Genomic DNA, 25,655 nt, shown 5'->3' on the forward strand with positions numbered 1-25,655 from the left:
CGTCGCAACGGCAATCCAAGGGGTAATTAACCAAGGATACAACCTGACGAGCGATGGCACCGTAGGCGCAACGTATGATCACGATGACGACGCGGATCAAACCTTCAAGGTAGTGATGACTCAACTTGGCGAGAACAAAGTGCCATACACGACGATTCCAACTGATCCAGAAGGTAACCCAATCCCAGGTACCACGGGAGAAAGCCATGTTGGTAAGCCAGGTGACCCTGTTGAAACAACAGACGTCCCAGGGTACACACCAACAACTGACATTCCAGATGTACCAACGGATGGCGGCGACGTGAATGTCATCTACACACCAAACAAGCAACGTGCAACGGTTGAAATCGTTGATCAAAACGGTAAGAAGCTCGACACGATTAATGTAGAAGGTGTCAGTGACGGAATGGTTGATCACAGTACAATCGCAACGGCAATCCAAGGGGTAATTAACCAAGGATACAACCTGACAAGCGATGGCACCGTAGGCGCAACGTATGATCACGATGACGACGCGGATCAAACCTTCAAGGTAGTGATGACTCAACTTGGCGAGAACAAAGTGCCATACACGACGATTCCAACTGATCCAGAAGGTAACCCAATCCCAGGTACGACGGGTGAAAGCCATGTTGGTGAGCCAGGCGATCCTGTTGAAACAACAGATGTGCCAGGATACACACCAACGACTGACATTCCAGATGTACCAACGGATGGCGGTGACGTGAATGTTGTCTACACACCAAACAAGCAACGTGCAACAGTTGAAATCGTTGATCAAAATGGCAACACTTTGAAGACGGTCATCCTTACCGGAGTAAGTGATGCGAACGTTGATCACAGCACAATCGCAACGGCAATCCAAGGGGTAATCAACCAAGGATACAACCTGACAAGCGATGGCACCGTAGGCGCAACATATGATCACGACGACGATGCAGATCAAACCTTCAAGGTAGTGATGACTCAACTTGGCGAAAACAAAGTGCCATACACGACGATTCCAACTGATCCAGAAGGTAACCCAATCCCAGGTACGACGGGTGAAAGCCATGTTGGTAAACCAGGCGATCCTGTTGAAACGACAGCTGTGCCAGGATACACACCAACGACTGACATTCCAGATGTACCAACGGATGGCGGTGACGTAAATGTTGTCTACACACCAAACAAGCAACGTGCAACGGTTGAAATCGTTGATCAAAACGGTAAGAAGCTCGACACGATTAATGTAGAAGGTGTCAGTGACGGAGCGGTTGATCACAGCACAATCGCAACGGCAATCCAAGGGGTAATTAACCAAGGATACAACCTGACAAGCGATGGCACCGTAGGCGCAACGTATGATCACGACGACGATACAGATCAAATCTTCAAGGTAGTGATGACTAAGATTGCTGCACCTGATGATACTGATAATAATGGTAATCCAGTACCACCAACCAACAATGGCGGTGATGTGGATAACGGTGGAAATACTAACAATGGTAATGATAATGGCAACGGGAACGTTGATGTACCAACTAATAATGGTAGTGAAACGCCTGCTCAACCAAATACCAATGGAAGCGAAACACCATCGACCACAACTACCAACACTGGTAATGGGACGACTGGAACACCTAAGGCAACCGAGACCACTTATGTGAATGATTCTGGTAACACAAACACAGGTGATACTACTCAAAAGGCCAATGCAAATAGACTTCCACAAACTGACAACAGTAATGAGAGCCTATTGGCTGAAATCGGAGTAGCCATGATGGGATTAATCTCAGTATTTGGACTTGGACGCAAGAAGAAGCACGAAGATGATTAGTCATAGCAACAAGTGATTAATGATTGATTAAACGCGAAACGCGATTTGGGGTCATCTCCCTTAATCGCGTTTTGCTACATAGAACCTAATATTAGCGAAATTCTTCGCACACATAATAAATATAAAGGTAGAAATATTAAAAATAATTCAAATAAATTATCAAACAGCTGCTAAGGCTGTTTATTGAAAATCGTTGTCTCGGTTAGATGAAAGGATGATCAAGATGGAATATAGAAATAAGAAACTGCCTGGATTTAGGCGGTTTAGAGAGCAACATTAATTAGTAGGTAAGTTTTGAAACGAGGTGATGAGATGACTGATCGGGAACAGATGCTCCATATTAGACACGAACAGCAGAAACTACATTATTCCATCAAAAAGGTGAGAGGGCGTTTGTTGGCGCAAGAAGCAAATTTAATCCTTCAACATAGTGCAGTTGATCAAAAACATTCCATTGGGACAGATGAACAGTGTCCGGTATGTTGTCAGTACAATACGGTAAAAAGGAAATCTGAACGGTTAGCTGTGTTAGATGGATCAAAACGCCAAACGGGACTAAGACCACTACGTAGAGGGTTTTACTATCTTGGTAGTATTGATAACCGGTATATGTCGATCATCGTCTCACCTTCAAAAACAGATGCAGAATCGTGTTTCACAGATTTAAAAGTTCAAATTCAGCATCAGCATGCAGAACTTAAAAGACTGACATCAGCAGAAACTCAGGTCTTAATGCAACAACAGATCGGTCCACGTAGATGGGAGCAGGCCCGTCGACAGTATCATGACGTGGACCACACAGAAGTGATAGTAACGTTCGAGAAGAATATCAATAATGAGGATTAGTGAATGGTGGGGGAAATAATGGCGCAGGGAGTAGAAAAGGAACGAAAGACAACTCTGGTCGATCTGACGGGACGACGATTCGGCAAATTAACCGTCGTTACGTTGGCACCGGAAAGGAACCCTAAAAACGGGAACACAAGGTGGCTGTGTCAGTGTGATTGTGGCAATCAAGTGATCGTAGATGGGCAGAATTTGAAACATGGGACGACGCGCAGTTGTGGTTGCCTACGACGTGAAGTAAGTCGCCAGAAGATGTTAACAAATCCGAAATTAGCCGGCAGCCGGAGCATCAAAAATTTTTTTAATGAAGAAGGTATTCAATATTCGCACTTGCATAAATCTAAAAAGAACAAAACAGGTGTCATTGGAGTCTCGTTTGACAAGTCAAATAATCTGTATGTTGCACGGTTGATGTTTCATCATGAGTACGTATTGAATAGGGCGGTGGAAACCTTTGAAGAAGCAGTTGAGTTACGAAAGCAAGCAGAACAACGATACTTGCATTCCAGAAAACGGTCGGTTAAATCGACTGAGAACCTTACAAGTTTATCAAAGTGATATTAGTGCACTTATGACTCAGATTATTGTGGATCACCATGATGTGAAAGGGCACTCGCTGGCATCGCAGCCTGACAATTGTGATTTATGCGACCTATATACGACTGCAGAACAAATTATGCGGATCATTCAGCAAGAAATCGATGATGAAAATACAACGAAAAAGCAACATTTTTCACTGGCTTCTTTGAAGTCCGCACACTACTATTATGCGCAAGAAGAGGACGGCGAAATCCAGATTTATCGATCAGCGAGTGTTACTAAGACGAGACAGCTATTCCGGTTGTATAACGGCAATGATCGTATGCACGGTATGCCTAAACGAATTAATCGGTGCCTCGTAGAAATCATTATTAAATATATAATGGATGATTCGGATCAAGCGTCTCGACTAGTCCAATCATTGACCAATGATCACGTCTTCTCGGGATTGGTGATTCAGTTTGAAAATAACCAACTCTTGCGTGTGGCGGAGACTTTGGGGCAATACAAGATTTATGACCGGATAATGAACGATTAAATTATGATACTGGAGACGAATAAAATGAAAAAGAAGTTCACGACAACACTTGATGCAGACTTAGTGAAGGAACTAAAAATTAAAGCTGCGCAGAAGGATACGACGGGTGCTGCCATTATTGCACATCTACTAGATCTCTACTTTAATGATGAATTTGAGGAGTTTAATGAAAAAATTGAATGCAAAATCTGAATTATTGAGGGGAGGCATTTTTCGATAATGCAGAGGATAGATTTAACAGGTAAACGGTTTGGTCGACTGGTAGCAATTAAACCAGCAGACCATTCGAGTTCAAAGGGTAACTTAATCTGGTTATGCCGATGTGACTGTGGTAACTATATTGAGGTTGACGGTCAACGACTAAGGAGAGGTGAAACACGCAGTTGCGGATGTTTGAGACGTGATCAAAGTCGTGAAGTGGCGCAAACGAATGAACAGTTTCAGAAAAATGTTGGTAATTCGACGCATTTTTTTAATGAGGATGGGGTGCCATTTGCCAGCATTAGGCGTTCAAAACGCAATAAGAGTGGGCATGTCGGTGTTTCATACGATAAAAAGACGAATCGATGGGTATCGCGGCTCATGTATGACGGCCATTATGTGTTACTTAAAACCTTTGAAACATTTGATGAGGCGGTAGAAGCACGCGAAAATGCTGAAGATCGATACCTGAAGAATAAACCTCAGTCAGCTGATACTTCCGCGAGTAGTCCCAGCAGCGACAGTAATCATTAAATCTAAAACGAGATAAATACAATTTAAGCTATCTTTTAAAAATGTGAAAAACTAGTTTAAATTGTTATTTTATCCACATATGTGACATGCCATTAATCAATATTATAGAACCACTGTTTTAGTAGTACATAGGGATAAAACGGCAGCAATAGTTAATTAGTCATTAAAAGTTGATTGATACCTAATAGTAGGTGAAACAGTGATAATCATGAGAACTAGTTGAGATCAACAAGATATTTTTTGCATCAAAAGCCTATTATTAGTCGATCAACTCAAAGCCGTGTTACATGTATTGAGGGTGCCTAACGGTCATAGTCATAGCCAGTATCTTTAGTGTGTTCGTTGCTGTCACTAACACCATTGATTTTGTCCCCATACAGTCGCTGGTATTCACTGCGGGCTTGTTGAGCTTCTTGAGCCTTGCGTTGTTCAATTTCTTGTTGCTCCTGCTGTTGTTCTGCACGAAGAGTTTTCAGCTCGGAAATCTGCAATTGGGTTGCGCGCCATGGCTGAGCATCGTCAGTACCATAGGTTAGGTCATGCCTAATTTTCCGGGTTGCTTCGGGATTCTGGCGTTGTAATTGGACACCAACTGCTGCATCGAAGCCGTCTTGATGTAATTTGGTATTCACTGTGCCCATTACCGCTAGCAAGCGATCACGGGCGATTTTGTAAACCGATTGCTTTTTGCCGACACGGGTCTCAAGTTTATTTAAAGCATCCTGCTTTTTGTCGATATTGTCGGATTTCAGGTCTAATGCATCATCGCGTTGATTTAAGCTTGATTCACGTTCATTTAACTTTTTGTCACGTTGCTCATTTCGCGTTTTTTGTAATGTAGTTGTGTTTTCACGTTTGATGATGCTTTGCTCATCTTCCGTATTTTTCAATTCTTTGGCTTCGGCCGCATTCTCGCGTTGCTTTAAGCCAGATTCACGTTCATTTAACTCGTTGTTGCGTTGCTCGTTTTGAGTTTCTTTTAAAGCAGCTGCGTTTTCACGTTTGATAATCTTTTGCTCGTCTTCCGTATTTTTCAATTCTTTGGCTGCGGCCTGATCCTCACGGTCTTGGACTTCTTTTTCACGTTTTAAAAGCTTGTCGCGCCATGACTGTATGAGATGGCATACTGTACTGAACAAATCATGTAAAGGTTGTTTTTTAAATTCAGCTTTACCTTCGTCGTCACTAATCGGGTGCTTGGAGTCCTTGGTCGCCTTAGCCTCTGGTTCGATCTCCTTGATGTTGTCAATTAGGGAATTTGTCAGATCATCCGTAAAATTGTCGAGTTGTTGTGATTTTTTCTCTAATTCGGCTGATTTTGCTTCATTTTTAGCAATTTTAGCGTCATTTTCAGCTATTTTGGTATCGAGTTTTTCATTTTTGACGTGAAGTTCCGCTTCTTGCGCTTTAATTTGGTTCTCGTGTGTTTTATCTTTTTTATATTGTTTGACAGAGCGCTGGGATCCCTTTGAAGCACCTTTAATCCGTTGATAATCGATTCCATGTTCTTTCATAATTCTAACGGCGTAGGCCTCTAGTATTTCTAATTCGAGATCGTGGTACATGCCCTTAACGATTGCGGTTTCACTACGGCCGTTGTATTTTTCAACTTTTTCTCCTGTTTCTGGGTCCTTCACCGTGTAATAGGCACTAATGACTTTACCGCTGTCAGTTTCGTAGTGTGATAATTTTTCATGCCATTCTTCGGCGTAATTTGGATTTAATTTTCCATCTTCCGTCAAAGCGTCCGTACCGAAAGTAGATTGAATAACCTGTCTCTTAATTTTGGTTGTCGCGAATGCTACTTTATCAAATTGCAGGTCGGACATTTGGAGATGTTGCGCGCCTTCTTCATCGCTGTCAATTTCAGCCCACAGGACGTTAGGGTGCATGACCTGAAAAGGATGGGATGCATGATATTGTGTGAAAGTTTCACGTTCAGCAGTGCGGAATTCGGTTAATACTTTGGCTCCATAATTTTTCAAGATATGATCGTAAATATCTGTATTTCCAAGATACAGTAAGGTTGAAGTGATTGGAATCTCATCATTATTATGAAAGTTAGCTAGTTGGTAGCTCGCATCTTTTACGCGATCTTCGTTGTGCAATTTCAAATTATTTTCTAAGCCCTTACGAATTTTTGATGATTTTGCCGTCATGTAGCCCACCCAGTCACCATAAGCACGATTGGCTCTCGATGGTGGTAATTTTGCGTCGTGGTCTTTGATGGCCTGGTCATCTAAAAATCCGTTTTCGATTAACATATTTTTCGCATTTTTTGACGGTAAAGTGTCACTGTCCTTGTAAACTTCAAGAACAGTAATGTCCTTTGAATCGGCGGGATCATATTGACGCCAGTTACGTTCATCTGCATGGTTAGCTAAGTGATTGTCACCGAGGTCTTTGTCTGACGATTTGTAGCTACTGGATTGAGTTATGGGAGCTTCGATTAACATTATTTATCAGATCCTTTATTGTGAATGAGTCAAAATACTTCCTATGCGGTCGTGTTTTGGCAGTGGAGTTTTAAGCGTGGGTCTATTTAATCACAAGAGATTGAGTGATTAACAGGACGTATGAAGGGCAAAAAACAGATCGACAGATAAATGTAAATAATAAAAAATTATTTATGATATTAATAAATAAATACCTCAAAGTACTTCCTACTCGGTCGTGCTTTGAGGAGGCAATTTTAGCGGGTAAATAGTCCTTGGTACCCGTCGATGCTCATTATTCAATCGCCTTGACTAGCCATCAATTTAGGACTAAAAAGGTGCCAAAATCCAAATTGTCACAAATTGCCACACACAAATGACTCTCGTATGTGTATGGCAGATTTTTCATCTGCCATACTTACTCGCTCGCCGAGGGCCGGTTGCACCGAACGGCCGCCTAGCCGCGGGCAACTATTCGACTGGTTGACTGTTGTCAGCCAGCCTCATTTAATCGTCGCAATGGCAGATTTCGTTGGTCAACAAACTCTGCCAAAGCTTCTCATGTAATCACCCAATTAATTAGCGTTTCACGTCTAATTAATTGTTGGCTCACTGTCGACTGACATCATCGCAATCGCCTAATTCAATCGAACGATTGATCAGGTTCCCGATTGCGATGACGTAAAATGTCCTCACCGTTTATAACCGGTGAGGGCATCAGCCGACAAAATCAAGTGCATTAATGACAATCACGATGTAATTAATAAAGGCACTCACCAATAATTTTGGTGAGTGCCATAGAATCGTCAGGGTCCTAATTTCAGATACAAGGGGAAGTGACAAGATCATCAACTAGGAGCCAATATATGTTTTCTGAATGTTTATTAGACATATATTTATATGTTTAATAAACACTATTTATACTTTCAATTTAAATTGTTTTTAAATTATTTATATGTATATGTACATCTATATGTAAATCAAAGTAAATATAGGCAATGTCATTAGGTAAAATTTTTGACCTTTACTTCGCAGACGGAAAATATAACGAAGATGAAAAGGAATTGAATAAGCTATATAATGTTAGCAACAATGTCCAAGTCGTTTTAGCACTCACATACAAGCGAGGATAAAAAATGAAAATTGAACCAGAAATTAATGAAAAAGATTACTACTGGGATTCCAAGTATACAACGGAAGAATTTTTGCAAAATCAGGATAAAATCTTAGGGTCCGCCGGTGCGTATCGTCGGGTGTATCAAATTGAAGCGCCCGATCCTGAATCAAAAGATGAAAATACGCATGCAGTTGTGATTAGTGCCGAGCGGTACAACTATTTAGATAAATTAGCCCGACAGTATGATCAACAAATGATTGATATGATCAAACCGGAATTAGATCAGAAGGATATGGACTATCAGAAAGTGCTCAAGTTTCTGAACTATGTTGACGATATGTGGGAAACGATGGAGTATCAGACGTTTCAGATGTCGGAGGCCAACCAGATTTCGGAAAAAATGATGTTTAGTATTAATGTCCGATACTGGATGTGGTTATTCAAGCACAGTACAGCGTCCCAGTCTAACGAGTTAACCGCACGAATTATTGTGGCCGAGGCAAAAGACGAAAATTTGGCGGAAGCAATTCCCATGAGTGAGGAAGATCGAGTAAAATTTAGTCAAAAACGATCAGCGTTTGAGAAGGACCCATCCCAAGGTTGGAGTAACGATTAGTCTCAAAACGATATAGTTGGTGTCATTGATTGAAAAGAGTTATACTACAGGTAATATAATAGTAGATTTAAACATGGATTTTCGAGCTGAAGCCATAAAATGATTATTTTAATGGTTAAACATCAGATATTAATTATTCATAATGTGAAAAACCATGGCACCAACTAGGGCACCACTCAAAATATAAAAGTATTAATATTTGAAAAACGTTGATATAACAAGGACTACAGGTTGCTTTTTGGATGACCAGTGGCTGGTATTCGAACCCAGCTAGCCCAATCGTTACGCCTTAACGAATTTCGCTGTTTGATGATTAATTTCATTAAATAGCGAATTTTTTTGTACATATTAATAAAATTATTGATTTTCATCCACGAAATGGTTGCTTTCAGGGCGTTTAGAGCTTACCATAGCAAATGCAGCATGAAGATGCAGAATAAATTAAACAGGAGCGTGACTCTGATATGGCCAACAAAGCAGAATTAGTCGACGAAGTTGCACAGTCAACTGGATTATCAAAAAAGGATGCAGAAGCAGCTTTCAATGCAGTTTTTGCAGGGGTAACTGATGCACTGACTAAGGGTGAAAAAGTGCAATTAATCGGTTTTGGTACTTTCGAAGTTCGTGAACGTGCAGCTCGTAAGGGTCGTAACCCACAAACTGGTGCAGAAATTGAAATTGCTGCTACCAAAGTACCAGCTTTTAAAGCAGGTAAAGCCTTAAAGGATGCTGTTAAATAAGCATATTATATTAAGACATGACATCGTTCAGGATTTGAATGTTAACATTCAAGTCCTGGATGATGTTTTTTTGTTCTCATTTTTCATTGGTAAAGTGCTGATCATGACTTGTGTGATATTAATAATGACATTAGACGGGCACTCTCGATGAAAGGTTTTAAAAACGATTCCATCGGGATACGCAAAATCAGTGCCTGACTGTTAATAGAATTGAGGAAACTTAATCAATCCTATTTTTTTAGAGAATATGTGGGAAAAAATGGGATTTATGGAGAAAAAATGGAAAATAAGTACATTTTGTTAAGTGGGGGAACTATAATTTCCTATGTAAATTAATTTAATATTGCCTACTTCGTAGCTTGAAGACGACCTGTATTGGACCCTTTAGGCGTCCAGTACGGGCCATTTTATTTAAGGCATAATTGGGATAGCAGACGATTTATTAAATGAACCGGTGATCATTGAGTCACTATAGGAGGGAACGACATGAACTTATTCTTTGGGCCTGCCGGACGGCAGTTTGATTCTGAACAAGTCCAATTGAAGAGATTGGAAAATGAGGTGCGCAGTTTAACGACAAGTTTAGAGCAACAAGCTGTGGATCAGTGGTTGGAACCACTTGCGAATTTATTTGTGGCGGGGATGCGTAACGGCATCCATGCTGCCAGTAATGATCGTGAAATGCGTTTTTCCGCTAATCCAGTCGTTTCCGTTAAAGTGGACGATCAGAACATGAACGAAGTTGAAAATCGATTATTTCATCAACTAATTAGTTTTTTAAACCAAGCTGACAGTGTTGAATTCATGACAATGGATGATACGATTTCGACGCCCATCGTGCGACGCAATCAGGTGCAGTGCTGGGATGACTTATATGATCTAGCAAAAAGTAAACTAACTTTAGAAGATTTATTTGAAATTGTTCTTGGTGGCTGGCGGTTTGGATACCAGAATTTCGAGTACGGTGTTCACCACAAGCAAGATTTAAAGCAGTATCAACAATCACAGCAACGTGCAGATGATGCCTTGACTGCTACTGGTTTTTCAGACTATGCACGACCGGAAAGTCAGAAATTTTTATTACATGAAGTACGGGTGGCCGTTGGGGATTATCTTGAAACGTTAGCAATGGCTTAGCTAAGAAATATGTAACCAGAAATAAGGAGTGCCAAATCATAATGGCATTCCTTATTTTTGTTCGATTAAATTTTGAAAAACAGTTAAAATGGCGGAATTTCCATCATTGATTCATACGTGGAGTCGTTAGAAAAATGATAAGATAGCAACGTCTCTCAAGGAGACAGTCTCATGCGCCACTACCGGTCAAGCCAACGACCGTTACTTTTGGTTGAGAGTTCCGTTTATCGCTTGACGGAGCTCTTTTGATGCACGATTGAACGGTGTGAATCGCTTTTATGGCGCGTTGTACAGTACTTGAGTTAACTGGCTTTCAACTGAATTGTAATTGTGATAATATGTAAGCAATTTCATGATGCTTATCGTTTGATTTACGGAGGTAGTGAGATGTTAAAAATTGGGATTAATGGTTTTGGTCGAATTGGTCGATTGGCACTACGACGAATCTTGGAATTGAATAGTAGCGAAATTACGGTGACGGCAATTAATGATTTGACGACGCCCACGATGTTAGCTTATCTATTTAAACATGATACGACACACGGCACAGTTCCGTATGATGTTTCAGCAACGGATGATGCCCTCATTATTGATGGGCGGTCATACCGGGTATATGCGCAACGCGATGCCGCTGAAATACCATGGGTTGCCAACGATGGTGTTGATCTAGTTCTGGAATGCACAGGGTTCTACACTTCAAAAGAAAAATCGCAGGCCCACTTAGATGCCGGAGTGAAGAAAGTATTGATCTCGGCACCAGCAGGCCCGATTAAGACAATTGTATACAATGTCAATGATGACACGCTAACGGCTGATGATCGAATTGTATCTGCCGGGTCATGTACGACGAATGCATTGGCACCAATGGCCTATTGGCTAAATCAAGATTTTGGTATCGAAGTTGGGACTATGACGGTCATTCATGCCTTTACGAGTTCTCAGATGATTTTGGATGGCCCAAAGAGTAGCAAATTACGGCCGAACCGGACTGCATCAGCGAATACAATCCCCCATTCTACGGGAGCTGCGAAGGCAATTGGCCTAGTGATTCCCGAGCTTGACGGACATTTGCAGGGGCATGCACAACGGGTAGCGGTGATTGATGGGTCGGTTTGCGAGCTAGTCTCCGTTTTAAAGACCGGTGGTGTGACGGCGGCACAAATCAACCAGACAATGCAAACTCACACGATTGATAACGAGTCGTATGGCTGGAACGATGAGGAGATTGTCTCATCCGATATTATTGGTGATACCCACGGCGGGGTATTCGATCCAACACTGACAGAAGTAACCACTAGTGGAACCCATCAAATTGTTAAAACGGCAACATGGTTTGATAACGAATACGGGTTTGTGTCAAATATGATCCGCACTGCTCAGAAATTTGCCACAGTTTAGGAAGTTAAAAGGAACTGCTCGGTGTTACTGATCTGGTAATACCGAGCAGTTTTAGTGATGTTAGGGAGGTAAATCGTAAATGAAGACACAACGGATACAGACCGTAATCGTTTTAGGGATGTTTTCATTTTTAACAAGTTTAGCGGGATCTAGTATTAATTTAGCATTGCCGAAGATTTCGACCAGTTTGAATATTTCAAATAGTTTAGCCACGTGGGTAGTTCAGGCGGGACTCATTGGGACGACGGTACTCTTAGTTTTGTTTGGTCACTTTGGTGATATTCTATCTAAAGATTATATTTTCATCAATGGTGGTGCGATATTTATTATCGGGTCACTGATTAACGGGATTGCGCCATCCTTTACGATATTAATTATCGGAAGGGTCATCCAATCGGTCGGTATCGCGATGATTATGGCGAATTCAATGGGCATTGTATCGGAAAAGTTTACGGACCAAAATCGTGCGGAGGCGTTATCTGCAATTTCTGTATTTATTTCTATTGGCGCGATTTCTGGTCCGGCCATCGGTGGGTTTATTTTGTCGATCGCATCGTGGCGTTGGATTTTTCTCCTTAACGTCCCCGTGGGCCTCGGAATACTACTATTTGGGTGCCATGCTCTGCCCATCCCGCGTGAGTCTTGGCTGGCAATCAAGGAAAAAATACGAACGGCGAATTGGGTGGGTCAAGGGTTATTTACAGTCGGCATTTTAATCTTCTTTTTGAGTAGTATGCTATTTACCAGCCACACTCGCCATGAACTCGGGGGTACAATCTTACTATTGGTGGGCGTTTTGATCACGGTGGGATCGTTTATTCAGGATAATCGCTCGAAAAGTCCATGGATCGCGCCCCGTATTTTACGAAACCAAGCATTTATGGTATCGGTCAGTGTCTTATTTCTGGTCATGCTCGTGAATGCGGTGTCCAATATTCTACTGCCGTTTTACTTGCAGAGCTTTGTGGGTATTTCAGCCTTCAATAGCGGATTAATTATGATTGTTCAGTCGGCCACGATGCTAGTGATTACCCCGTTTGCCGGATATCTAGCCGATCGAATGGATCGAAATGTACTCACCTGCATTGGCCTTTTAGTGTTATTGATTTCGCAAATCGGGTATGTCAGTTACCCACAGACGATCAATTACTGGCGCATTTTGGTACCAGTCATGATTAATGGCTTGGGAATGGCTCTCTTTTTATCCCCGAATAATGCCATCACGATGGGGACGGTTGAACAGCAACTATCAGGCATTGCCGGCTCGTTTAATTCTTTTGCTAGAACCCTCGGGATGACGATCGGCATTAGCATGGCCTCCGTGTTGCTGTTTGCACAACTCCCCGGGGTTAATCACATCACACCCCAACTCGGTGTTGTTTTTATGCGAGCTTTTAGCCACGTGTTTATTTTTGCGGCGTTCTTATCATTGATCGCGTTCATTGTCGCGGTATCGCGGTTATTCGTTGCCCGGCGTCATCTCAAAAATAATTGACATCCCCCGTTGTCCGCGCTAGATTGATACTAATCATAACGTGAGGGCGGTGCAAAAATGATCAAACCAATTAGTGATGAAATGTATGCAAAAGCAACCAAGGATGGCTTGGCAGTGATCGATTTTCGGATGGATTTTTGCTCCCCTTGTACGGCCATGGATCATATTTTGGCTGACGTGGCGGATGATCAACGGCTAAACAACCGCGTGAAATTTTTGTCAATTACGGTTAACCGCCATTTTGAAGTCGCATCAGCTCTGGGAATTCAACACGTTCCCCTGGTCTTAATCAAACGAAACGGCCAAATTGTCAATCATCTTGCTGGTGTGCATTCGGGCCGCCAAGTGACCGATATGTTATTGCAGTATCTATGATATAAGGATGAAGGGGTGAGCATATGGCTGATTATGTGCATGAAATTAGAAAGTTAGTGGGACACCGGCCAATCATTATGAATACGGCTGCGGGGATTTTAGTGAATGCTCGGCAAGAAGTCCTATTGAATGAGCGTGTGGACACTGGTAATTGGAGTTTACCAGGTGGTTATTTGGAGTACGGTGAAACATACGCGCAAGCCTGTGTGCGGGAGTATAAGGAAGATAGCGGTATTGATGTCGCAATTGTCAATCGAATTGATATTTTTGATGAAGGCGATGTTCATTATCCCAATGGGGATGTCACGCAAACCATCACGGGGTTGTTTTTGGTTCGCCAAGTTGGGGGTCAAGCACTAGATCATGCAACCAACGAAACAGTGCGTGTTAAATACTTTCCTTTTGATCAGCTACCGCCGCTTTTAAACCAACAAACCCAGGATATGTTAGAAGCCGCACGACAATATTTGCAGCAACAAAAAGGCTGAAAAGCGAGGCCGTTGGGGCATCATTAGGGATCGCTACCACGATTTCAACGATTAAATTAAGTGTAAAAGAATAGACTGAGAAAAAGTTTGATCATTTTTCTCAGTCTATTCTTTAGGATTTAGTCTGGATCACTATCTTTTAAGCGCACCAAATGGGGCTTGCCGTAATGATACCCCTGGCGTAAATCCAGTTTTAAGGTATCAGCCCATTCAACGTCTGCGGGATCCTCAATTCCTTCAACAATTAAGTGGATATTAAGCTGCTTACACCGTTGGGCCCAAAGCATGAGTCGTTCACGAACGACGGGATCGTCAAGATGTTCATGGCGATTTTGCAAGGCATATTTGATTTCCGTGGCGTAGGGAATTAAGGGCTGAATATTGTCCCAAGTATTTTGACCAGTATCGACATCATCGATTGAAAAGCTCATGCCTTGATCTGTAAAATCTTTGACGGCGGCGAGCACACGGTGATCATGAATTGAGACCCCATTTTTTTCCTCGATCATTTCGATTACAAGGCGAACGGGGCGGAGGTTGGCCTGCGCTTGGAGCAAGGCTTCTCGGATGAGTGGATTGATCAGCTGAATTGAACTTAGGTTAACGGAGACACTACCAATTTTTGAGGCCAGTTTTTCAGTTGCTTCAACGAGGCGCTGCGCAATGATGCGGCTCGGAATGAGATTGAAATTGTCTGGAATTCGCCATCCATGGGGTGTATAAACTTTTAGTAGTAATTCGTACCCAATGATAGAGCTGAGGTATGAATTAACTTTTGGTTGTGCAAAATAACGGTATAAGGGTTGTTCTTCTGACAAATTGATAATTCCACCTCAATTTAAACGCTTGTCGTTAATGAATTATCTCTATTATACCTTAAAAAGCGCTATGATATAGGAAGAAATGAGATTGATGATGGGAAGTGAAACGGTGAAAGTAATTATTGTGGGGGCGACACACGCGGGCACGGTCGCTGCACTTCAAATATTGGCGCTAGATCCGACGGTTGACGTGACCGTTTATGAACGTGGCAGTCGGCTGGCATTTATCGGGGCGGGCGTGCCCTTGTATCTCAGCCAGCAAGTAACGAAAATTGATGAACTCCTCAATATGGATGTGGCGACGCTCACGCACGCTGGGGCAACCATGCGGATGCAGCATGATGTCCTTAAAATTGATATGACGGCGAAGACAATTTTAGTGCAAAATTTAATCACAAATGAACAGTTTGAGGATCATTATGACAAATTGGTGATGGCGACTGGATCTGCTGTGGTCGTGCCGCCACTCTACGGCGTTAATAATCATCGCGTATTAATGGTCAAGGATTATCAATCGACGAAAGATATTGCCGGTGCTGTTCAGCATGCACAGTCAATTGTGATTGCTGGGGGTGGCTATATTGGAGTAGAACTGGCCGAGGCCCTTTGCCAACGGCATGATATTACGCTTTACCACAGTGCGAGTTATTTATTAGATAACTACTACGATCGACCAATGGCGCGAAGCGTGCAAAAGTTACTGACCCAACACGGGGTTCATGTATGTGTGAACGAACCCGTGAAAAGTTTTACCGAGACGCGCGATACGTTAACAGTGGTGTCGCGTAATTTACGAAAAGAATGCGATTTAGCAATTGTTTGTACAGGGTTTGTGCCGGTCTCTAATTTGGTCCAAGGACAGGTTGAGCTAGATCGGGGCGGGGCCATAATCACCAATAAATATGGGCAAACATCGGATCCTAATGTTTATGTGGCTGGTGATGATAGAAATAGTCATCAAAACGCAACGGGGGAATTTCAGTATTTACCACAGGTGACAAATGCCATTCGGCAGGCCCAGATTGTTGCTTACCATATTTGTGGGACACCGATTGAGAGTCGTGGAACCCAAGGAACGACGGCGTTAAGCATCTTTAATCATACCTATACGATGACTGGAATCACGGAGCATCGGGCCCGATTGTTAAAAATTCCAGCGAAAAGTATTACGTATCAAGGCTGGTATCGGCCGCAGTTTATGACGAAGAATGCTCGAGTAACGGTCACGTTAATTTATCGCGCTGATAATTGGAAAATTCTCGGGGCCCAAATCAGGTGCCAGCACGATGTTACCCAGTCAATTAATATTGTTTCACTTGCCATTCAAAATCAAAATACGATTGTGGATCTGGCCTTTACTGATATGTTCTTTCATCCACGGTACAACCAACCGGTGAATTATGTCAAAATGGCGGCACAGCAGGCCCTTTTTTTAGAAACCGGGAAACAGTAGAGAACCGTTAAAAAATTGGGAATTCTCGATAATTTTAACTGAAAATACAGCGGTAGAAATGGTTTTGTTGTATCATTAAGGGAAATTAATAAATTACATCGTGAGCAAAGGTGCAGGAGGAAAGCAAAGCATGAAAATTGGATTTATTGGTGCCGGAGAGATGGGCCGTGCAATTATTAAGGGGCTCATTAATGCTAAACACGTGGCTAGTGAAAACATTTTGATTCATAGTGCCCACAAGACCAGTTATGAACCATTTGCGCAGCAGTATCATTTGAGTGCTTGTGCAACCAATCGGGATGTGGTCGTCAATAGTGATGTGGTTGTTTTAGCAGTGATTCCAGATTACGCGGATGCAGTATTACGTGAAGTGAAAGCCGAACTAGCTGGGAAGACGTTAATTTCAATCGTCGGTGGCATGTCCATTGCCCATCTTGAGGAAGTTGGCGGGGCGCTGCCGATTTTACGATCATTACCGAACATTAATGTTGCCGGCAACGTCGGCATGACGGCGCTGGCTGCTAATGATGCGCTTAGCGGGGCGCGGTTGGAACAAGCAACGGCCCTATTTGAGGCAATTGGTGATGTGAGTTGGCAGGCCGAAGATAAATTTGCCATTTTTAGTGCGATTGCCGGAAGTGGGCCAGCCTACGTTGATTACTTTATCGATGCCCTCAGTCGCGCCGGAGTAAAGTATGGCCTTACAAAAAAGGACGCGACGAAGATTGCGGCCATGACCGTGCAGGGGTCTTCAGAAATGGTATTGCGTGCCACGGATGAAACACCAATGGACTTTGTGGATGCGGTTTGTTCCCCTGGTGGTAGTACGGTGGCCGGTTTGCTGGCAATGGAAGAGGCCGGCTTAACGACAGCGGTGGTCAAAGGAATTGACGCCACGGTAAACAAAAATTAATTTAATTATTTAGACATATTAGGAGAGATCAAAGTTGAGTGTTGTTTTAAAGCATGCCAAGATTTACACAGGATTAGATGTTATCGATGATGGGTTTATTCGGTTTGACCAACAAATCGAAGCAGTGGGACCGATGAGTGAATTTCGAGCTCAGGCTGGTGACCAAGTTGAATTTGTGAATGGTCGTGTCATTGTTCCGGGCTTTATCGATGTGCACACCCATGGTGGCTACGGGTTTGATACTATGGACGGGGATGCTGACCAGATTGATCAAATGGTGAACCGGATGATTCATGAAGGAATCACTAGTATTTTTCCAACCACGATGACGCAATCAAATGAAAATATTGCCCATGCGATGGTCGGAGTGGCGCAGGCGGCTGAAAAGAATCCCGTCATTCAAGGCGTTCACTTGGAAGGTCCCTTTATTGCGGCAATTTATAAGGGTGCCCAACCTGGAAAGTATATTCAGGATCCTAACGTTGAGTTATTAGATGAATGGAATCGGCTATCTGGTAATCGGGTTAAACTGATTACCTATGCGCCTGAAGATCATGGGGCACGGGAATTTGAAGACTATTGTCTTGCCCACGGGATTGTTCCATCGGTAGGCCATAGCAATGCTACGCGGGCACAGATGTTGAGTAGTCGGGCAACCCACGTGACTCATCTGTACAACGCCCAGCGTGAATTTAAGCATCGTGAGCCTGGGGTAACCGGTCATGCAATGCTTGAAGACGATCTATACTGTGAATTAATCTGCGATGGTTTCCATATTGTTCCGGATATGATCAAGCTGGCCTTTGATCAAAAAGGACCACATAAAATTGATCTGGTGACGGACTCAATGCGGGCCAAGGGGATGCCAGAAGGTATTAGTGAATTGGGTGGTCAAAAGGTGATCGTCAAGGACAAACAGGCCCGGTTAGAATCAGGTAACCTCGCGGGGTCAGTACTGACTTTTGATGACGCCTTTAAGAACGCCATTCGTTTCACCGGCTGTTCGATTGCCCAGGCCGTGCTCATGTCGTCTGTGAACCAGGCAATTGAATTTGGACTAGACAGCAAAGGAACTCTCGAAATCGGGAAGGATGCTGATCTGAACGTATTTGATGGGGATCTAGAGTTGCAACGGGTTTACAGCTATGGTCGGCGATTTGATAATTAAGATAAAGTAGACATGTTTGGTTGACGAAGGGAGCGGCGTGATGGCATCACCAGTTTATATTCAAATCCATAATCAAATAAAACAAGATGTTGAAAATGGCAAATGGCAGGTGGGACAACGAATTCCTGCTGAACGTGAGCTGGCCGAATTGTTCAAGGTTAGCCGAATGACGCTACGTCAGGCAATTCAAACATTGGTGGATGATGGTATTTTGGAGCGGCACGTTGGGTCGGGCACGTTTGTGGCTAACCGAAAGGTCCAGGAAAAAATGTCCGGGGTCACCAGTTTTACCGAGCTTATGAAGGCAGCCGGCAAAACGCCGTCGAGTAAGACCATTTCTTACCATATTACGACACCATCGCAAAGTGAAATTGAGCGATTGCAGTTGTCTAAAGATACGAAGGTACTCAGAATGGAACGGGTGCGCTACGGAAGTGGCATCCCCATCTGTTTTGAGGTGACGGCAGTACCTGCAGATTTAATCGCTGATTTTAGTAAGGAAGAAGTCACGAGTTCTTTTTATAAAACACTGGAAGAAAAAGCCGGGCTGAATCCTGGTCGGGCAATTCAAACGGTGTCGGCAATGTCAGCGTCCGAAAAGATTGCTGAATATCTGAATGTTCGCCGGGGGGAAGCCTTGCTTCGGCTACGGCAGATTTCGTACTTGCAAAATGGCCGACCGTTTGAATACACCCACACACAGTACGTGGGTAGTCGCTTTGAATTTGTGCTAGAAAAGTAAACGAATAGGGGAGAAAGACATTGACATACCAGTTCCCAGACGATAGCTTAACGCTTCATACGGATGCCTACGAGCTTAGTATGATGCAGACATATTGGCAGAAGGGATTAGCCAATCGCCGGGCAGTTTTTGAATTATATTTTCGGGAGATGCCATTTGGCAACGGTTATGCAATTTTTGCCGGGTTGGAACGTGTTATTCAATACGTGGAACAACTTAAATTTTCGGATGCCGACATTGCTTATTTAAAGCAAACCGGTCAGTTTGATGATGGTTTCCTGGATTATTTACGTAACTTCCAGTTTGAAGGGGCAATCAATAGTGCAGTGGAAGGTGAGTTGGTTTTCAACAACGAGCCGATGATGCAAGTTGATGCACCATTGATTGTGGGCCAACTATTGGAGACGGCCCTCCTTAATATTGTGAACTACCAGACGCTAATTGCGACTAAGGCAGCGCGAATCAAGTCCGTTGTGGGGGATGACCCCGTGTTGGAATTTGGTACGCGCCGAGCACAGGAGATGGATGCGGCCGTGTGGGGGACCCGGGCGGCATACATTGGTGGATTTGATGCCACGAGTAACGTGCGAGCGGGTAAGCTATTTGGTATTCCGATTAGTGGTACCCATGCCCACGCGTTGGTTCAGGCCTACATGAACGATTACGATGCTTTCAAGGCCTACGCACAAACGCACCGGGACTGCGTCTTTCTTGTAGATACATTTGATACTCTCAAAAGTGGGGTTCCCAATGCGATCCGCGTCGCCAAAGAAATGGGCGATCAGATTAATTTTCAGGGAGTTCGAATCGATAGCGGTGACATGGCATATATCTCTAAACGGGTGCGTGAAATGCTTGATGAAGCTGGATTCCCGAACGCGAAGATCTATGCTTCAAACGATCTCGATGAAAAGACGATTATGAACCTCAAGATGCAAAAGGCAAAGATTGATGTCTGGGGTGTCGGAACAAAACTGATCACCGCGTACGATCAGCCAGCGTTGGGAGCCGTGTATAAACTGGTTTCGTTTGAAGATGCTAACGGTCAGATGGTCGATACGATTAAGGTTTCCAGTAACGCTGTCAAGGTTTCAACACCAGGCAAAAAGCAGGTATGGCGAATTACTGATAAAGCTGATGGTAAATCGGAAGGCGACTACATTACGCTCCTTGACGAGGATCCCCGGCAAGAGAAAGATCTCTATATGTTTAACCCAGACTACACGTACATTAATAAGACGGTGGTCAACTTTGAGGCACGGCCGGTATTACAGCCAATTTATGCACAGGGGAAATTGGTGTATAAAGTGCCAACGCTGACCGAAATTCGTGAATCGTCTAAGCAACATTTAGATCGTCTTTGGGATGAATATAAGCGTGATTTGAATCCACAAATCTATCCTGTCGATCTCTCACAAGCTTGTTATGATAATAAGATGACGATTTTACATCGGGTTCGCAATTACGTTAACCAACTGAAATTTTAAGGAGGACGAACTATGCGACCATTACAACAAACGATTATTAAGGCATTAAAGGTGCAACCAACGATTGATGTGCAGGCAGAAATTGACCGAAGTGTGACGTTTATGCAGGATTACTTGCGTAAAACGGGTCTCAAAACGTTGGTACTGGGAATTTCTGGTGGACAAGACTCAACCCTAGCTGGAAAGCTAGCACAGTTGGCAGCGACGGGGCTCCGAGAACAAACTGGAGACGAAGCGTATCAGTTTATTGCGGTGCGATTACCATATGGCAATCAAGCAGATGAATCAGATGCGATGCAAGCCATTGCGTTTATGAATGCTGACCAGGTGATGCGGGTAGACATTAAGCCAGCTGCCGATGCGATGGTGACCGCCTTAGAAGCTAATCAAGTAACCGTTAGCGATTTTAACAAGGGCAACATTAAGGCACGTCAACGGATGATTGCTCAGTATGGCATTGCTGGGCAAACGCGGGGCGCAGTGGTAGGAACAGACCACGCAGCGGAAGCTGTGACCGGATTTTACACGAAGTTTGGTGACGGTGGTGCCGATATCACGCCTCTTTGGCGACTGAATAAGCGCCAAGGGCGGCAATTACTGCAAGCTTTACAAGCACCCGAAAATCTGTATATCAAGGTCCCAACTGCTGACTTGGAAGACGATCGTCCAGCACTGCCCGATGAAGTCGCACTCGGCGTTAAGTATGATCAAATCGATGATTATTTAGAAGGACGCGAAATTGACGAGCAGGCAGCACAAAAAATTGAAGCGTGGTATACAAGAACGCAACATAAACGTCACTTACCGATCAGTGTTTACGATGAGTGGTGGCAATAGAACTTAAACGTGCGGAGCATTTTTCAACGAGAAATGCTCCGCCGGTGTGTTTAAATAGGTAGGAGAATTTAGGTCATGGAAGAACAATTAGTGAAGTTAGTTAAGCACCAACTAAATGATATTTCAAATCATCAAGTGAATGCAGTACTTGATCTATTAGATCAGGGCAATACGATTCCGTTTATTGCCCGGTATCGTAAAGAGGCCACCGGTAGTTTGGATGAAGTCCAAATTTTAGCTATCCAAAATGAATATAAACGGGTGACGACGTTACAAGATCGTAAACAGGCCGTTTTAAATAGCATTGCCGAACAGGGAAAACTATCTGAAAAACTAAAGGCACAAATTACACAGGCTGACAAGATTCAAGACGTTGAAGATCTGTACTTACCCTATAAGCAAAAACGGCAGACAAAGGCGATGATTGCCAAGCAACGTGGGCTTGAACCGTTAGCTGCGTGGTTAATGGCATTTAAGCCGGGTAACCTAACGGCTCAGGCCAGTCAATACGTAGCACCCGAAAAGGAAGTTGTCACTGCCCAAGATGCATTGGACGGCGCTCATGAAATTTTGGCCGAAACGTTTAGTGAAGTGGCCACCATTCGTAACTGGGTTCGTAATTTCACGATGCAGCACGGTAAGCTGGTAACCAGCGTCAAGAAAAAGGGTCAGGAACAGGACGAAATGGGGGTTTATGAGCAGTACTATGAATTTGAAGAACAGCTGGCAAAACTGTCCTCATATCAAGTCCTCGCAATTAACCGTGGCGAAAAAGAAAAGGTTTTGAACGTCAAAATTCAAATTGACGAAACGCCAATTTTGAACTACTTACGGTTCCGGTTGATTGGACATCGGGCACAGGGAGCGGCCGTGTCCTTTGTGCAGGCGGCCTACGAGGACGCCTATAAACGATTTATTGGGCCTTCAATCGAACGAGAATTACGACATACGCTCACTCAGGATGCGCAAGAAAAGGCCATTGAGGTGTTTGGTGAAAATCTGTATCACTTATTAATGCAGGCGCCAATGAAGGGCAAAGTGGTGCTAGGATTTGATCCTGCCTACCGCACGGGCTGTAAATTGGCCGTTATTGATCAAAACGGTAAGTTTTTAGATAAGGCGGTGATTTATCCTCATAAGCCTGCACCACAGAAAAAACGGGATGCGGCACAGGGTGAGTTGAAACAATTAATTGAGCGTTATCAGGTGGAAATGATTGCGATTGGAAACGGGACTGCGAGTCGTGAATCCGAGCAATTTGTGGCGGAGACACTCGGACAAATTCAGCGACCGGTCTACTATGTGATCGTCAATGAAGCGGGGGCTTCGGTTTATTCGGCGAGTCAGGAAGCTCGTGATGAATTCCCTGACTTACACGTTGAACAACGGAGTGCGATCAGTATTGGGCGCCGCCTGCAAGATCCGTTAGCCGAATTGGTTAAAATTAATCCAGAGTCTGTCGGGGTGGGTCAATACCAACATGATCTACCAGCCAAGGATTTAAGTCAGGAGCTAGACGCGGTCGTTGAACGGGCGGTCAACCAAGTCGGGGTGAACTTGAATACTGCCAGTTATCAGCTTTTGACCCATATTTCGGGACTTTCCAAGACAATCGCGGTAAATATCGTGAAGTATCGGGATGAAAACGGCCGTTATGAATCTCGTGCACAACTGAAAAAGGTCCCTCGTCTCGGACCTAAGGCATATGAACAAGCAGTGGGATTCTTACGCATTATCGACGGTAAGAATCCGCTAGATAATACAGATGTCCATCCAGAAAGTTATAGTGCTGCTAAGCAAATGATGCAGATGGCGGACGTCCAACCAGATCGTTTGGGGCAGCCATCTGAGAGTCAAAAAATCAAGGCACTTGATAGTGTCCAATTGATGACGGCGACTGGATTGGGAAAAGAAACTTTGATGGATATTAAGGCGAGTTTACAGGCCCCAGGTCGGGACCTTCGTGATGACATGCCGGCACCGCTACTGCGGCAGGATGTCTTGACGATTGAAGATTTAAAAACTGGTATGCAACTGGAAGGCACCGTGCGTAACGTGGTCGATTTTGGGGCGTTTGTTGATATTGGCGTGAAGCATGACGGCTTGGTGCACGTCTCGAAACTAAGTCAAAAATTCGTTTCTGACCCAAGCAAAGTGGTGGCCGTAGGGGATATCGTTGAGGTATGGGTGGAATCCGTTGACCTTGATCGGCAACGAATTCAGCTAACGATGGTGGCACCTAAGAAACCGGTTGGAAATGACTAACGAAGAGTTAGAGAAACGAACAAAACAATGGTCACAACAGTATTTTCATCGTCCCTTTAGTCATCAAATATTTTTTAATCGGCGGTTAAAAACGACGGGTGGACGCTATCATTTAGCGGACCACCACATTGACATTAATCCCTTGATGTTGAATCAGTTCGACGAAGAAAATTTAAAAAAAGTGGTTTTGCACGAGCTGTGCCATTACCATTTACACCTCATGGGGGCTGATTACCATCATCGAAGTGCCGCTTTCAAACAGTTGTTGCAACAAGTCGGTGGGTTACGATATGCACCACCAGTGGCAACAGTACAACGACATGTGATTTATGAGTGTCAAAACTGTCATATGCGGTTTACACGAAGCCGTCATTTGAACACTAAGCGTTATGTTTGTGGCCGTTGTGGTGGAAAATTAACAGAAATTAACATTGATTTGTAAAATAGGCTTGTCAAGTAACGAATAATTTGCTATGATATTATTCGTTGATGCGGCGGTGGCGGAACTGGCAGACGCGCAAGATTAAGGATCTTGTGGTCAATTATGACCGTGGAGGTTCAAGTCCTCTTCGCCGCATACTTACTGAAGGGTTTGGTGATTTCACCAGACTCTTTTTTAATGCTTTTTTAAATGTTATTTGCTAGTATTTTGATGATCACTCGGCTAAAATAGGGTGGTTTAATTCACGAGAAAGTAGGGAATACGATGGCCTTTGCAAAAATTAGTGCTACTGCTGGATACGTCCCACAGCGGGTTGTTACAAACGACGAACTGGCTGCGGTGATGCCGACCAGTGATGACTGGATTGTGTCACATACGGGCATTCACACACGGCACTACGCTATGGATGGTGAAAACACGTCTGATTTGGCAACCGCGGTAGGACGTCAATTACTGCAACAGGCGAAGCTAGAGGCAGATCAAATTGACTTACTCATTGTATCGACGATTACGCCGGATGCCTTGACGCCATCAACGGCTTGTATTGTCCAGGGAAAATTAGGGGCGGATAACGCGGTAGCTTTTGATATCAGTGCAGCGTGTGCAGGATTTGTGTTTGCAATGAGTATTGCGGATAAGATGATGGCTGGCGGCACGTTCCGGCACGCGATGATCATTAGTGCCGAAGTTAATTCCAAGATGATGGACTTTACAGACCGGACCTCAGCGGTATTTTTTGGCGATGCTGCGGGCGGTGTTATTTTGACCCGTACAGAGAAGCCAGAAGAAGAATTTTTAGTGACCGAAAAAATTCAATCGGATGGTCGTCAAGCTGCCACGATCCATAGTGGTCAAATTCAGCCATTGACGACGATTGCCGGTGATAATTATCCGACAACCGACGCGTTTTACCAGGATGGCCGCGCTGTTTTTGAATTTGCGACAAATACGGTTCCTCAGCAGATCCGAACCATGTTAGCAACGGCACAAATTAATCCCGACCAACTGGATAAAGTGATCTGCCACCAGGCCAATTTGCGAATTATTGAGGCGATTTGTCAAAAACTTAATCTTCCCTTTGATCGGTTTATGCATACGGTGGAGCGCTACGGGAACACGTCTTCTGCGGGGATTCCGCTGACGCTGGCCCGACTGACGCCCTCTGCAGACCAGACTCAACTTATTTTGCTAAGTGGTTTTGGGGCTGGATTAGATTATGGAAGTATGGTCATCAAATTGTAGGAGTAT

Annotated in this window: 24 protein-coding genes, 1 tRNA gene and 1 pseudogene; 24 read left to right on the forward strand and 2 right to left on the reverse strand. The window is 43.7% G+C overall.

Features of this window, described 5'->3' with window-relative positions:
• The 6 genes from FC26_RS10515 to FC26_RS10535 all read left to right on the forward strand — a co-directional run.
• Positions 1 to 1,819: mucin-binding protein (locus tag FC26_RS10515; protein ID WP_202813373.1), on the forward strand; the 1,819-nt coding region annotated here is incomplete at its 5' end.
• A gap of 312 nt (positions 1,820 to 2,131) precedes the next feature.
• Positions 2,132 to 2,665, forward strand: coding sequence for a hypothetical protein (locus FC26_RS10520; protein ID WP_057780397.1), 534 nt, complete (start codon positions 2,132 to 2,134; stop codon positions 2,663 to 2,665).
• A gap of 18 nt (positions 2,666 to 2,683) precedes the next feature.
• The gene (locus FC26_RS10525) at positions 2,684 to 3,223 is read left to right on the forward strand and encodes a hypothetical protein (protein WP_083483848.1); all 540 of its coding nucleotides are present in this window, start codon (positions 2,684 to 2,686) and stop codon (positions 3,221 to 3,223) included.
• Positions 3,120 to 3,743, forward strand: a complete 624-nt coding sequence (locus tag FC26_RS10530) for a hypothetical protein (protein ID WP_157061201.1) — start codon at positions 3,120 to 3,122, stop codon at positions 3,741 to 3,743. The genes FC26_RS10525 and FC26_RS10530 overlap by 104 nt, the downstream gene beginning before the upstream one ends.
• Positions 3,744 to 3,767: 24 nt before the next feature.
• Positions 3,768 to 3,935: a hypothetical protein gene (locus tag FC26_RS12940; RefSeq protein ID WP_164478256.1), complete on the forward strand. Its 168-nt coding sequence runs from the start codon at positions 3,768 to 3,770 to the stop codon at positions 3,933 to 3,935.
• Positions 3,936 to 3,962: 27 nt separating this feature from the next.
• Complete coding sequence (locus FC26_RS10535) at positions 3,963 to 4,478, forward strand: AP2 domain-containing protein (RefSeq protein ID WP_164478257.1); 516 nt, start codon at positions 3,963 to 3,965, stop codon at positions 4,476 to 4,478.
• A gap of 302 nt (positions 4,479 to 4,780) precedes the next feature.
• On the opposite strand, the gene FC26_RS10540 is transcribed toward FC26_RS10535, so the two are convergent.
• Positions 4,781 to 6,934 carry a coiled-coil domain-containing protein gene (locus FC26_RS10540; protein ID WP_057780405.1) on the reverse strand — a complete coding sequence of 718 codons (2,154 nt, stop codon included), beginning with the start codon at positions 6,932 to 6,934 and terminating at the stop codon, positions 4,781 to 4,783.
• A gap of 1,115 nt (positions 6,935 to 8,049) precedes the next feature.
• Between FC26_RS10540 and FC26_RS10545 the strand changes: the two genes are divergently transcribed.
• The 7 genes from FC26_RS10545 (at position 8,050) to FC26_RS10575 (ending at position 14,279) form a co-directional block, all read left to right on the forward strand.
• Positions 8,050 to 8,646, forward strand: coding sequence for a hypothetical protein (locus FC26_RS10545; RefSeq protein WP_057780407.1), 597 nt, complete (start codon positions 8,050 to 8,052; stop codon positions 8,644 to 8,646).
• Between the two features lie 464 nt (positions 8,647 to 9,110).
• On the forward strand, positions 9,111 to 9,386 hold the full coding sequence (locus tag FC26_RS10550) for an HU family DNA-binding protein (RefSeq protein ID WP_057780409.1): 276 nt from the start codon (positions 9,111 to 9,113) through the stop codon (positions 9,384 to 9,386).
• Between the two features lie 486 nt (positions 9,387 to 9,872).
• Positions 9,873 to 10,523 carry a hypothetical protein gene (locus FC26_RS10555; RefSeq protein WP_057780411.1) on the forward strand — a complete coding sequence of 217 codons (651 nt, stop codon included), beginning with the start codon at positions 9,873 to 9,875 and terminating at the stop codon, positions 10,521 to 10,523.
• A gap of 387 nt (positions 10,524 to 10,910) precedes the next feature.
• A complete protein-coding gene (gap, locus tag FC26_RS10560) occupies positions 10,911 to 11,921 on the forward strand; it encodes a type I glyceraldehyde-3-phosphate dehydrogenase (RefSeq protein WP_057780413.1) in 1,011 nt (336 codons plus the stop codon).
• Between the two features lie 79 nt (positions 11,922 to 12,000).
• Positions 12,001 to 13,416 carry an MFS transporter gene (locus FC26_RS10565; protein ID WP_057780415.1) on the forward strand — a complete coding sequence of 472 codons (1,416 nt, stop codon included), beginning with the start codon at positions 12,001 to 12,003 and terminating at the stop codon, positions 13,414 to 13,416.
• Positions 13,417 to 13,473: 57 nt separating this feature from the next.
• Positions 13,474 to 13,791 carry a thioredoxin family protein gene (locus tag FC26_RS10570; RefSeq protein ID WP_057780416.1) on the forward strand — a complete coding sequence of 106 codons (318 nt, stop codon included), beginning with the start codon at positions 13,474 to 13,476 and terminating at the stop codon, positions 13,789 to 13,791.
• 23 nt (positions 13,792 to 13,814) lie between these two features.
• Entirely contained in the window at positions 13,815 to 14,279 is a 465-nt protein-coding gene (locus FC26_RS10575) for an NUDIX hydrolase (protein ID WP_057780418.1), read from the forward strand.
• Positions 14,280 to 14,398: 119 nt separating this feature from the next.
• On the opposite strand, the gene FC26_RS10580 is transcribed toward FC26_RS10575, so the two are convergent.
• Positions 14,399 to 15,097 carry an EAL domain-containing protein gene (locus tag FC26_RS10580; RefSeq protein WP_057780420.1) on the reverse strand — a complete coding sequence of 233 codons (699 nt, stop codon included), beginning with the start codon at positions 15,095 to 15,097 and terminating at the stop codon, positions 14,399 to 14,401.
• A gap of 94 nt (positions 15,098 to 15,191) precedes the next feature.
• Here FC26_RS10580 and FC26_RS10585 point away from each other — a divergent pair, with 94 nt between their 5' ends.
• The 11 genes and pseudogenes from FC26_RS10585 (at position 15,192) to FC26_RS10630 (ending at position 25,649) form a co-directional block, all read left to right on the forward strand.
• On the forward strand, positions 15,192 to 16,553 hold the full coding sequence (locus FC26_RS10585) for an FAD-dependent oxidoreductase (RefSeq protein WP_162259984.1): 1,362 nt from the start codon (positions 15,192 to 15,194) through the stop codon (positions 16,551 to 16,553).
• Between the two features lie 130 nt (positions 16,554 to 16,683).
• Positions 16,684 to 17,466: a pyrroline-5-carboxylate reductase gene (proC, locus tag FC26_RS10590; RefSeq protein WP_057780422.1), complete on the forward strand. Its 783-nt coding sequence runs from the start codon at positions 16,684 to 16,686 to the stop codon at positions 17,464 to 17,466.
• A gap of 34 nt (positions 17,467 to 17,500) precedes the next feature.
• Positions 17,501 to 18,634: an N-acetylglucosamine-6-phosphate deacetylase gene (gene nagA / locus FC26_RS10595; RefSeq protein ID WP_057780424.1), complete on the forward strand. Its 1,134-nt coding sequence runs from the start codon at positions 17,501 to 17,503 to the stop codon at positions 18,632 to 18,634.
• 40 nt (positions 18,635 to 18,674) lie between these two features.
• Positions 18,675 to 19,376 carry a GntR family transcriptional regulator gene (locus FC26_RS10600; RefSeq protein ID WP_057780427.1) on the forward strand — a complete coding sequence of 234 codons (702 nt, stop codon included), beginning with the start codon at positions 18,675 to 18,677 and terminating at the stop codon, positions 19,374 to 19,376.
• Between the two features lie 20 nt (positions 19,377 to 19,396).
• Positions 19,397 to 20,863, forward strand: a complete 1,467-nt coding sequence (locus FC26_RS10605) for a nicotinate phosphoribosyltransferase (protein ID WP_057780429.1) — start codon at positions 19,397 to 19,399, stop codon at positions 20,861 to 20,863.
• A 12-nt stretch (positions 20,864 to 20,875) separates the two neighbouring features.
• Entirely contained in the window at positions 20,876 to 21,700 is an 825-nt protein-coding gene (gene nadE, locus FC26_RS10610; protein WP_057780431.1) for an ammonia-dependent NAD(+) synthetase, read from the forward strand.
• Positions 21,701 to 21,775: 75 nt separating this feature from the next.
• Positions 21,776 to 23,498, forward strand: a pseudogene (locus FC26_RS10615) (helix-hairpin-helix domain-containing protein); the annotation flags it as partial.
• A 5-nt stretch (positions 23,499 to 23,503) separates the two neighbouring features.
• Positions 23,504 to 23,965 (forward strand): S1 RNA-binding domain-containing protein, encoded by a 462-nt coding sequence (locus FC26_RS13245; RefSeq protein WP_420835233.1) that lies wholly within the window; start codon positions 23,504 to 23,506, stop codon positions 23,963 to 23,965.
• Positions 23,958 to 24,407, forward strand: a complete 450-nt coding sequence (locus tag FC26_RS10620; RefSeq protein ID WP_057780435.1) for a SprT family protein — start codon at positions 23,958 to 23,960, stop codon at positions 24,405 to 24,407. The genes FC26_RS13245 and FC26_RS10620 overlap by 8 nt, the downstream gene beginning before the upstream one ends.
• A 49-nt stretch (positions 24,408 to 24,456) precedes the next feature.
• A tRNA-Leu gene (locus tag FC26_RS10625) sits at positions 24,457 to 24,542 on the forward strand.
• Between the two features lie 129 nt (positions 24,543 to 24,671).
• On the forward strand, positions 24,672 to 25,649 hold the full coding sequence (locus tag FC26_RS10630) for a beta-ketoacyl-ACP synthase III (RefSeq protein ID WP_057780436.1): 978 nt from the start codon (positions 24,672 to 24,674) through the stop codon (positions 25,647 to 25,649).
• Positions 25,650 to 25,655: the final 6 nt, after the last annotated feature.

The organism is Paucilactobacillus vaccinostercus DSM 20634, from assembly GCF_001436295.1.
Classification (GTDB): domain Bacteria; phylum Bacillota; class Bacilli; order Lactobacillales; family Lactobacillaceae; genus Paucilactobacillus; species Paucilactobacillus vaccinostercus.